Source organism: Enterobacter cloacae complex sp. GF14B (genome assembly GCF_004136805.1).
GTDB classification, from domain to species: domain Bacteria; phylum Pseudomonadota; class Gammaproteobacteria; order Enterobacterales; family Enterobacteriaceae; genus Enterobacter; species Enterobacter hormaechei_C.
Map to the genome: position 1 here is coordinate 1 of NZ_QFRV01000109.1, position 10,908 is coordinate 10,908.

Annotated in this window: 8 protein-coding genes and 1 pseudogene; 4 read left to right on the forward strand and 5 right to left on the reverse strand. The window is 55.4% G+C overall.

The window, feature by feature from the left end; all coding sequences use genetic code 11:
* A partial coding sequence (gene pqqF / locus DD606_RS22375; protein ID WP_129259152.1) for a pyrroloquinoline quinone biosynthesis protein PqqF occupies positions 1-2,057 on the forward strand: 2,057 nt, incomplete at its 5' end.
* 86 nt (positions 2,058-2,143) lie between these two features.
* Here pqqF and DD606_RS22380 read toward each other — a convergent pair.
* Together DD606_RS22380 and DD606_RS22385 are read right to left on the reverse strand one after the other, a co-directional pair.
* Entirely contained in the window at positions 2,144-4,573 is a 2,430-nt protein-coding gene (locus DD606_RS22380; protein WP_058662716.1) for a glucose/quinate/shikimate family membrane-bound PQQ-dependent dehydrogenase, read from the reverse strand.
* A 348-nt stretch (positions 4,574-4,921) separates the two neighbouring features.
* Positions 4,922-5,341, reverse strand: a complete 420-nt coding sequence (locus DD606_RS22385; protein WP_003857514.1) for a translesion error-prone DNA polymerase V autoproteolytic subunit — start codon at positions 5,339-5,341, stop codon at positions 4,922-4,924.
* Between the two features lie 325 nt (positions 5,342-5,666).
* On the opposite strand from DD606_RS22385, the gene DD606_RS22390 reads away from it, so the two are divergent.
* On the forward strand, positions 5,667-5,867 hold the full coding sequence (locus DD606_RS22390; RefSeq protein ID WP_003857516.1) for a hypothetical protein: 201 nt from the start codon (positions 5,667-5,669) through the stop codon (positions 5,865-5,867).
* A gap of 46 nt (positions 5,868-5,913) precedes the next feature.
* Here DD606_RS22390 and DD606_RS22395 read toward each other — a convergent pair whose 3' ends face one another.
* Positions 5,914-6,780: an aldo/keto reductase family oxidoreductase gene (locus DD606_RS22395; RefSeq protein WP_022651043.1), complete on the reverse strand. Its 867-nt coding sequence runs from the start codon at positions 6,778-6,780 to the stop codon at positions 5,914-5,916.
* A gap of 145 nt (positions 6,781-6,925) precedes the next feature.
* Here DD606_RS22395 and DD606_RS22400 point away from each other — a divergent pair, with 145 nt between their 5' ends.
* Positions 6,926-8,587 (forward strand): methyl-accepting chemotaxis protein, encoded by a 1,662-nt coding sequence (locus DD606_RS22400; RefSeq protein ID WP_129259154.1) that lies wholly within the window; start codon positions 6,926-6,928, stop codon positions 8,585-8,587.
* A gap of 32 nt (positions 8,588-8,619) precedes the next feature.
* Here the strand turns inward: DD606_RS22400 and smrA are convergent, their stop codons facing one another.
* On the reverse strand, positions 8,620-9,183 hold the full coding sequence (gene smrA / locus DD606_RS22405; protein ID WP_050871153.1) for a DNA endonuclease SmrA: 564 nt from the start codon (positions 9,181-9,183) through the stop codon (positions 8,620-8,622).
* A 349-nt stretch (positions 9,184-9,532) separates the two neighbouring features.
* On the reverse strand, positions 9,533-10,438 hold the full coding sequence (locus tag DD606_RS22410) for a LysR family transcriptional regulator (protein WP_003857524.1): 906 nt from the start codon (positions 10,436-10,438) through the stop codon (positions 9,533-9,535).
* 175 nt (positions 10,439-10,613) lie between these two features.
* Between DD606_RS22410 and DD606_RS22415 the strand changes: the two are divergent.
* A pseudogene (locus DD606_RS22415) lies at positions 10,614-10,908 on the forward strand (peptidase M20); the annotation flags it as partial.

Genomic DNA, 10,908 nt, shown 5'->3' on the forward strand with positions numbered 1-10,908 from the left:
GCCAGGGCGGCAACGTCAATGCCACCACGCTGGCTCGCCACAGCGCTTTTTTCTTCGACGTTGCCGCCGATAACCTGTCCGACGGCGTCGCGCGACTGCGGGATATGTTGCAGGCGCCGCTGCTTTCCCGGCAGGACATCCAGCGCGAAGTGGCGGTCATTGATGCGGAAAACCGGCTTATCCAGCAGCATGATGCCGCCCGGCGCGAAGCCGCGGCGCGCCACGCGATGGAACAACCGGAGGTTTTTCGCCGTTTTCAGGTGGGTAGCCATGATTCTCTGGGGCAAGACACGGGATCGCTGCACGCCGCGTTGCGCGACTTTCATCGCCGCTATTATGTGGCCGGACACCTGCAGTTGTGGCTACAGGGACCGCAAACGCTGGATGCGTTAGCCGAGCTTGCCCATACGTTTTCGACAGGTTTTGCTTCAGGTGGCGTGCCTGAAGCCGCCCCCCCGTTACGCCTTAGCGCTGAAGCATATTATCAGCTGGCAGTGACGGAGCGACCCGCGCTGTGGCGCTGTCCGTTGATCCGAAAAAGTGACAACGTCACCTTGCTTCGGGAATTTTTGCTGGATGAGGCCCCCGGAAGCCTGATTGACGGGCTGCGGGCGCGCGGGCTGGCAGAAGAGGTATCGCTGGACTGGCTTTATCAGGATGACGATTACGGCTGGCTGGCGCTAACGCTTGACGGCGAACGGCCCGAGGCCATAGACGCGCAAATCACGCGCTGGCTGCGGGCCCTACAGCAAACGACGCAAGAGCAACAGCGGCATTATTATCGGCTGGCACAGCAGCGCTTTAGCGCCCTGTCGGCCCTTGACCAGCTTCGCCAGCGGGCGTTTGGTTTTGCGCCCGGCGCGGCGCCGGTTGATTTTTCCGCCTTCTGTGCCGACTTACTGGCGGCGCCCACCTCATATCTGGCCTGCAAAAAAATGGAAGCCGCCGGGACAATTTCCAGCCAGGGATTTGCCCTGCCGCTTAGCCACTGGCGTCGCCAGCCGGTTGCGGATGAGAGCCCCATCGCGTTTTCCTTCTACCCGCAGGCTGCCCAATATTCTGCCCCAGCCCTGACGCCAGAAGCCGTTCCGCTGCTGCATTTACCGGCGCAGGCACAACCGCCGACGTTGATCCTCCGCAAGCCTTTTTATTCGCGCGTAAGCGAGTCACAGGGGGTGGCGATCGGCAAACAATTACGCCCTCTTCTGGCTGAAATGCGCCATATCGGCGGCAGCGGCGAGTGGCAAACGGTTGACGGTAGCTGGCAGCTAACCCTGCGGCTTCCTGACGCCGTGGTGATGGCGGAACCCATCATCGGGGCGATAATCGATCGCCTCTCCCGCCCCACACCGGCTATTACGCCTGCGCCAGATGGCATTGCGATCCGTCAGTTGCTTAAGCAATTGCCTGAACGACTGGCATCGGAACCGTCACGGAATGGCTGGCTGGCGGCGTTAGCTGGCGGCAGCGCCGGACACGCGCACGGGTTAGCCCGGCAGCTTGGCCTGCTCCGGGCGCCGGTTAACGCTAAGCCGTTGCCGTTAAGCGATTGTCCCGGCGGGGTCGAACACATTCCGCACGCCAGCGCGGATTCGGCGCTGCTGGTGTTTATTCCCCTGCCGCCGGGTGCGTCGCTCGCCGCGCTGCGGCTGCTGGCGTTATGCTGCGAACCGCGATTTTTCCAGCGCCTGCGCGTGGAACAGCAGATTGGCTACGTGGTCAGCTGTCGTTATCAGCGTATTGCCGATCGCGATGGCCTGCTGCTGGCGTTACAGTCGCCTGATCGTTCTCCCGTGAACCTGTTGGGTTGCTGCAAACGATTTTTGCGAGAGCTGACGCTGTGCGATGAATCCGAGTTCAGCCTATTGCGACAGCAGCTGGCGACGCAGATCCGCTCACCGATGGATGCCAGCGCCACGGCAGTGGCCGCCCTGCGCCAGCGCTATGGTTTGCCGGTGTTAACGCCGCAGGCTATTGATGCCCTGCAACCTGACGAGATAGTCGCGCTATGGCGCGAGATGACTCGCCGTCGCTGGCGGGTGCTTTTCACGGGCTGACCGGAACCGCAGCTTTCTTCCTGTGCGTGGTTTTTAGTCAAAAAAAAGCCCCGTACTACGACGGGGCCAGGCTGCTTATTTCGCTGTTATTTATCCAGCGCGTAGGCAATCACGTAGTCACCACGATCCGGCGACTGGCGTGCACCGCCGGCAGAGATCAGAATGTACTGTTTGCCGGTTTTCGGTGATACATAGCTGATAGGTCCGCCCTGGCTACCCACCGGGAGACGCGCTTTCCACACTTCTTCCCCCGTAGAGGAATCAAAGGCGCGCAGGTAGTAATCCTGGGTTCCCGCAATGAAGACCAGACCGCCCTGCGTGGCCAGCGTACCGCCCAGCGTCGGCATACCGACAGGCATCTGCATACGCATTTTTACCCCAAACGGACCGGTATCCTGAACGGTACCGACCGGCACCTGCCAGACGATTTTCTGTGTTTTCAGGTCAATCGCAGAGAGAGAGCCAAACGGTGGTTTCTGGCACGGAATACCCAGCGGTGACATGAAACGGTTTTTGTTGACCGAATACGGCGTTCCTTTCATCGGAACAGCGCCCATACCGGCGTTCACGGCTTCACCGCCCGTGTTTGCCACTGCGCTTTGCGGATCTTGTTTAATCAGCTGGACCCACAGACCCAGACGCATGTCGTTGACGAAGATGTACTGGTTGTTCGGATCCGTGGACAGACTACCCCAGTTCATTCCCCCCAGCGAGCCCGGGAAGCTCAGGGAAATATCGGTCCCCGGCATCGTGTACAGACCGTCATAACGCATTGATTTGAAGCTGATACGACAGGCCAGCTGGTCAAACGGCGTCGCCCCCCACATATCCGATTCTTTCAGGGTTTCCGCGCCAATCTGCGGCATCCCCACAGAGCGCGGCTGCGTTGCCGGGTACTGTTCACGTGGAATATCCGCTGGTTTTACCGGAACCTCTTTCACTTCAGTGAGCGGTTTACCCGTCAGGCGATCAAGAACATAAATTTGCCCCGCTTTGGTGCCCACCACCACCGCGGGCTTGTTGCCCTCTTTTGTCGGGAAATCAACCAGGCTCGGCTGCATCGGGATATCGAAATCCCAGAGGTCGTTATGCACGGTCTGGTATACCCACTTCTCTTTCCCGGTAGTCGCATCCAGCGCGAGGATTGAGGTGGCGTATTTATGATCTTCCGGAATACGGTCAGCGCCCCACAGGTCGACGGAGGAACTCCCCATCGGGATAAACACGGTATTCATCGACGCATCCCAGGACATAGGGGCCCAGGAGTTTGCAGAGCTACGTTTGTAGTGTTCGCCCGGCTTCAGAACATAGTTCGGATCCGGATTACGCGGGTCGAACGCCCAGCGCAGCTGGCCGGTGATCACGTCATAACCACGTATAACGCCTCCCGGCATATCGGTGCTGACGTTATCCGCAACGCGGCCACCAACGACAACCGTCGTACCCGCCAGCGTCGGGGCCGACGTCAGCACGTAGGTGGGATCTGACGCGTCGCCCATCCCTTCATGCAGGTTAACGCTGCCGTTAGTACCGAAGTCCGGGCAGAATTTGCCGTTATCGGCGTCTAACGCGATCAGCTTACCGTCAATAGTATTCATCAGGATACGGCGCTGGCATGCAGCGCCCGGTGCGACCTGCGCTGGCAAAACCGGCGTGGAGCCCGCTACCGTTGGCTGTGCCAGCGGTTTGGTGGCATCAAAGTATGCCAGGCCACGGCAGCGCATCCAGATTGCAGATTTGGCGTTGATTTCCGCTTTCCAGATCTCTTTCCCACTATCGGCATCCACGGCGATCACGTTGTTATGCGGCGTACAGAGGAAGACACGATCGCCAACCTGTAGCGGCGTTTGCTGATCTTCTGCGCCATTGCCGTCCGGACTTTCCGGTACGTCACCGGTATGGTAGGTCCAGACCGGTTTCAGGTTTTTCACGTTGTCACGGGTTATCTGGTCCAGCGCCACAAAGCGACTACCGCCGGCCGTATTACCGTAGTGATCCCAGTTCTGCTGTTTCGCATCATCTTTTACCGGTACCAGCGGACGTTTTTCACCGCTAAACGGCACGGTCGGATGGGGTTGAAACATCTGAACAAAGGTGACGCCCATGGCAATAATAAGGACCGCGCAGCCCCCCAGGGCCCCTTTTGCGCAGGACGGTTTTCCTTCACGTTTACGCAATGCAGGCCAGGTGGCAGCTGCCAGCACCATCAGCCCGGCGGGTACCATTAAACGGGAAACCAGCGGCCAGAAGTCGAGCCCGGCATCGAAAAATGCCCAAATCAGGGTGCCAAGAAACACCAGGGCAAACAGCCCCACGGCAGAGGACTTGCGGCGGAAGAACTGAATCGCAGAGAGCAGAGTGATAACCCCGGCGATGAGAAAATACCAACTCCCCCCCAGGGAAACCAGTTTAAAACCGCCGATAGCAAAAAAGAGCCCCGTTACAAGAAGTATCACACCCACCAGCAGGCACCACGGGCCTAACCAGCCGGATGAGCGGGGATTATTGTCTGACATAAAAATGAATCTCCTGATTACTTTATAACAGCAGGGTTTTATTGACTGCCACGATGCTAAAACCCTGCGTAACATCAATTGTTCGTGTGCGAATCATAAATTAAAATTATAATGTAGACAAAATGTATTCTGTCGGAAGAAAAGAAAACTCACTAAAGTGCAGGAACATAACAAAATAAAAAAAAATGGGATATCACTCTGTAATTCGCCAATACCAGAATATTTGACCAGCAAGTTCCGGCTTATGCGATGAATATCAGGTTTGCCGACAAGACAGCCCAGGTGCCGTAAGATTTTTGCATGATGAGAATTAACTTATTGCCTATTAATTAAGCTTCACAAACACGATCAGCTCGCGGATTTCACGATATACGTCACTACACCAAAGATATCGAGCGTATCGTCGCTGCCGACAATAATCGGTGAATAGGCGCTGTTCATGGGGTTGAGTTGAATATTGGGACGCAGCTGGAGGCGCTTCACGGTAAATTCGCCCTCTACCGCCGCAATCACGATATCGCCATGCTCAGGCTTGCGGGAACTGTCCACCACCAGCAAATCACCGTTATTGATCCCCCCTTCTATCATCGAGTCACCGGCGGCTTTGACAAAGTAAGTGGAGCTGGGATGGGCGACTAATAACTCGTTTAAATCGATACGCCGCTCTACATAATCCGCTGCCGGGCTGGGGAAGCCGCACTGTACTAAGTCGCTGAAAAGTGGAATAGCAACGATTTCACGCAACTCTGCGGGTCTGAAAAAGATCATGATAAACACCTCCATACTGTTTTTATATACAGTAGTTTTAACTGAGGTATCGATCAAGCCATGTCAGCGTAAGCGGCTGGCTACGCCTTAACCGCTTCGCTTATAACCCCCTATAGCAATGAAGATTATTTGTTTTGTAAATTTTTACGCACAGACAAGCGTAACGCGTCATAAAACTTCACTACGCAATGACTTTCACATGACTATAAAAACAAAACAAAGTAACCACAAATCACTCCACATACACTATACGTTGACTTTATATTTAGACTAGCGCATATTTTACAGCACAAATTAACAAGACAATTTTTGGAGGACGTTTTCTATGCCCGCCCGTGATTATCCCGATAAGCGTGTTGCTCGCGGTGTCGCAAAGGAGGCCGAACTCAGGATGTTAAGTGCGCGCATCGATCCTGCGCTGATGGAGTACATCCGCATTACTGCGTATGAAACACGGAAAAGTAAGCAGGAAATCGTGGCAGAAGCGTTAGCGCTTCACCGCCAAAGAAGTCAGATTGGATCATAAACAGCAAAAGCCCGAAAAATCCTCCGGGCTTTTGCTGGTATCGGGATTACCCCACCAGAGAATTTAACGTCTCCAGCGCCTCAGGCGGCAATACCAGATCGACTGCCGCCAGGTTTTCACGCAGATGCGCCACCGATGAGGTTCCCGGGATCAAGAGGATATTTGGCGAGCGTTGCAGCAGCCATGCCAGCGCCACCTGCATCGGCGTCGCGCCCAGTGAATCCGCCACCGCCTGTAGTCCGGAAGATTGCAGTGGCGTGAAACCACCCAGCGGGAAGAACGGCACCCAGGCAATCCCCTGCTGCGCCAGCGAATCAACCAGCGCATCGTCACCGCGATTCACAACGTTGTACATGTTCTGTACGCACACCACGGAAACCATCTTCTGCGCTTCAGCAACCTGCGAAGCGGTGACGTTGCTCAGCCCAATATGACGAACCAGCCCCTGCTGTTGCAGCTCCGCAAGGGTGCTCAGCGGCGCGGCAATCGAGCCTTCCGCCGGTCCGTGGGCGCTAAACATGATCCGCAGGTTAACCACGTCCAGCACATCCCGCTTCAGGTTACGCAGGTTATCATGCACCGCCTGCGTCAGCTCCTGCGCGGAAAACGCCGGCAGCCAGGAGGCATCCTCGCCGCGTCGGGCTCCGATCTTGGTCACAATCGTAAGGTCGTCCCGGTACGGATGAAGCGCCTCGCAGATAAGCTGGTTGGTCACATGAGGTCCGTAAAAATCGCTGGTATCAATGTGATTCACACCCAACGCCACCGCTTCACGCAGCACTGCCAGCGCCGCATTTTTATCTTTTGGCGGACCAAAAACGCCAGGCCCGGCAAGCTGCATCGCGCCATAGCCAAATCGTTTAACCGTACGCGTTCCGAGCGTGAACGTTCCGCTTTTATCTATGCTGCTCATGCTGACCTTCCTCATAAAAAATGATCCGGATTTACAACAGGTTCCGCAACGAAACCATTAGTTAAGCAATAGTAAAATTAAAGTTTAAATTCGCTACGACGATAGTATTGATGTAACCCTGCCTCTTCTCTTACGGATGACCGCCATGCTGAAAAATCTGCACGTGATTACCGGTATTATCTTTGCCCTCACCATATTCTGTCTGCTGCAAGTTGTCACGGGAGGGTTGTTCTACTCTGCCGTTAACAACGATCGTCACAACTTTCAGAACTCCGGGTTACTCAATGCCCAACAGGAAAGCCTGAGCGACAGCGTTAACACGCTGGTGAAAACGCGCGTTACCGTTACCCGCGTGGCGATCCGCTACCTGAAAAACCAGCGCGATCCGGCCTCTCTCGCGGCGATCAACACGCTGCTGGGCACCGCCAACGGTTCGCTGGCCAAAGCCGAAGACTATTACAAAAACTGGCTGGTTATTCCGCAGGTGAAGGGCCAGAATGCCGCGCTCACCGAAGAGATGCAGAAAGCCTGGAAGCAAATGCACGAGGTGATGCGCTTGTCCATTGAGTATCTGCGCGCAGATAACTATCAGGCCTATGGCGACCTGGACGCCCAGCAGGCGCAGGATGAGATGGAGGCGGTCTATACCCGCTGGCGCGCTGAAAACAACGTTCTGCTGAAAGCCGCCGCCGAAGAGAACCAGAGCAGCTTTACCCAGATGCAGTGGACGCTGGCGGCGATCTTCCTGACCGTGATCGCCGTGCTGGTGGTGATTTGGCAGGGTTTACAGCACCTGCTCCTGAAACCGCTCAACGCCATCATGAACCATATTCGCACCATCGCGAGCGGCGATCTAACGCAAAATGTCGCGATTACCGGGCGCAACGAGATGGGCCAGCTGGCTGCTGGTCTGCACGAGATGCAGCAGTCGCTGGTGAGCACCGTCAGCGCCGTGCGCGGCAGCACAGATTCTATCTACACGGGCGCAGGAGAAATTGCCGCCGGAAGTAACGACCTTTCCGCCCGAACCGAGCAGCAGGCAGCCTCGCTGGAAGAGACCGCCGCCAGCATGGAAGAGCTGACAGCCACGGTGAAACAGAACTCGGATAACGCCCGCCAGGCGACGCTGCTGGCGAAGAATGCGTCTGAAACCGCCGCACGCGGCGGTCAGGTGGTGGATAACGTGGTGCGTACCATGAATGACATTGCCGACAGTTCTCAGCAAATTGCGCATATCACCGGCGTTATCGATAGCATTGCCTTCCAGACTAATATTCTGGCGCTCAACGCGGCGGTTGAAGCCGCCCGTGCCGGGGAACAAGGTCGCGGCTTTGCGGTCGTGGCAGGTGAAGTACGGACGCTGGCCAGCCGCAGCGCGCAGGCGGCAAAAGAGATCAAAGGGCTTATCGAGAACTCTGTCAGCCGGGTGAATACCGGCTCGGAACAGGTGAGCGAGGCGGGTGCGACCATGAAAGAGATCGTCGAGGCCGTGACGCGCGTAACTGATATTATGGCTGAGATTTCCTCGGCGTCTGACGAGCAGAGCCGCGGTATAGAGCAGGTCAGCCTGGCGGTCTCGCAGATGGACAGCGTCACGCAGCAAAACGCCGCGCTGGTACAGGAGTCGGCAACGGCGGCGGCGGCGCTGGAAGATCAGTCTGAACAGCTGCGTCAGGCCGTGGCGGCATTCCGGCTGAACGCTCAGGCATCGCCGGCGGCTCGCCCTAAAAACGTGAAAACGCCCGTACTGCTGCGCCCGTCAGCGGCAGGCGCGAATACAGCTGACGCGAACTGGGAAACCTTCTGAGTGACAGGCGGGCATATCGCCCGCCTGCCTGATTAGCGGCTGCGCTTGGCGTGGCGTTCCCAGTTATCTCGCTTCGCATCCTCTGACTTACGCAACGAGACATAGCATGCTCCGCTGCCGCCGTGATGCGGCTGCGCTTCGCAAAAGGCCTGTACTTCGTCGAACTCGGTCAGCCAGCGCGCAAGATAGCTGCGCACTACGTTAGGGTGCGACTGCTGTTCACGCCCTTTACCATGCACGATGATCAGGTTGCGTAGCCCGTCACGTCCGGCCTGGCGAATAAAGGAATAGACCAGCTGGCGGCATTGCTCCGCAGGCTGGCGTAACAGCGTTAAGCTGGCCTGACGGGAATATTTGCCGGAACGCAGCTTATCAAATACCCCCTGCTGTACCCCTTCACGCTGGAACATCAGCGGCTCGTCAAGGGGCAACAGTTCCAGAAACCCCAGCGTCAGAAAGTTATCGAGCTGCTCAGTATCTATTTCCTGACGCGCCCGCGTGTTGCGGCTCTGCTGCCAGTGAATATCCGTGCAGCGTTTGAGCGGCTGGACATCCTCCATGGCGTCAAGAAAAAGTGATTTGTCGTCAGGGTTCATGGAAATCCTCCGGCTACATCTGAGTGATGTACTATACCTGCGCCCGTTGCGGGTCTCAATCACCCGGGCACGGGTTCAAATAATGGCTTAACGAACAGATAATCGCAGACGCAATGAATTTAATCTAACATTAACTTAAATTTCAGCCGTAATTAATTAAATAAATTACGTTAAAAAATCGTGAAATCAATCACTCAACGTCCTTCTCTTTTAAGAAAAAGCTGTTATAACTTAATAAACCTGCCCAATGGATAATGCATGTAGGATCCGCGAAAGGATGCACGACTGTGTGTTCTGTGGAGTCTGTCTGATGTCGGGCAGACTCTATTTTTTATTGTTGTTATTTTTATTAAATTAATTTTCTGGCCTCTCTTCGAAACTGCGTGATTAATGATTCGGCAAGCGGTGTCTGGCGAGAATCACGACGCTGAATTAAATAATATGCCGCTTTAGGCAGGGTTTCGACAACCGGCAGCATTATCAGACGGTGCGCCAGAAGCGGATCGCAGCCCAGCTCCTGCGGTAAAATGCTGATGAAATCGCTTTGTGCGACGAGGCTAATACAGGAGGAAAAGGTCTCACAGACAACGCCAATTCGCGGTATTTGAGAGCGATGGTTAAAAGTATCCTGCAACTGCTTATAATAACTTCCCCGGGGCGTAGGCATCGTCCAGTTATATTGCAGAAGCTCATTAATTGAGGTCGCCCCTGTCGCCGGATGTCCTGCCCGACAAAATACGGCAAAAGGCTTTTCGAACAGCTTTTCAAACGTAAATTCGTGATCGTACGGCCCCTGATAATAGGTATTGATGGTAAAGTCCAGCTCACCCTGACGTAATTCATTAATCATCGACACCAGCTGGCCTTCCATAATCCGGACGTTGACCTGAGGATGCTGCGCATGAAAACGCGTAATGACGGCTGGCATCAGGCTGCGTGAAATGCTGGCTCCCATCCCAATATTGATCTGTCCGGCAAGCTCGCCCTGTCGCTGGCGGATGTCATCCTGCGCTGCACGCAGCTCTTCCAGAATCAAATTAGCGCGGTGATAAAACCCTTCCCCGCACTCGGTCAGCGCGACGCCTTTACTCCGGCGCACAAATAGCTGGGCCGCCATACCCTCCTCCAGCTCTTTAATGGATTTGGTCAGCGCGGGCTGCGAAAGATTAAGCGTCCGGCTGGCGCCGCGAATGCTGCCCTGACGCGCCACCTCGACAAACGCCCTGATTTGATGAAATTTAATCTGAAATGACATAACGCAACCGATAACCGTTGTTTATCAGAGTAAAGAAACTGTCATCTACTTTAATGGAAACGGATGTGCGAGGGTAATTCCTGAACGGTTAAAACTGTGAAAAAACGATTAGTGATAAGTAAAAACTATCACAGCGTGAAGCAGTTCACATATTTTAATGATGACAGGAAAAGATATGAACGCACTGGCGCAGTACATCCAGACATTAGCCCCACAAATGAGCGCATGGCGTCGCGATTTCCACCATTTCGCGGAATCCGGTTGGGTGGAGTTTCGCACTGCGGCAAAAGTGGCGGAGATCCTCGCCTCACTGGGTTACGAGCTGGCGATGGGTCGCGACGTGGTCGACGCTGAAAGCCGTATGGGACTGCCCGATGACGCCACCCTTTCGCGAGAGTTTGCCCGCGCCCGGGCACAGGGCGCGCCGGAGAAATGGCTGGCGCCGTTTGAGGGCGGGTTCACCGGCATTG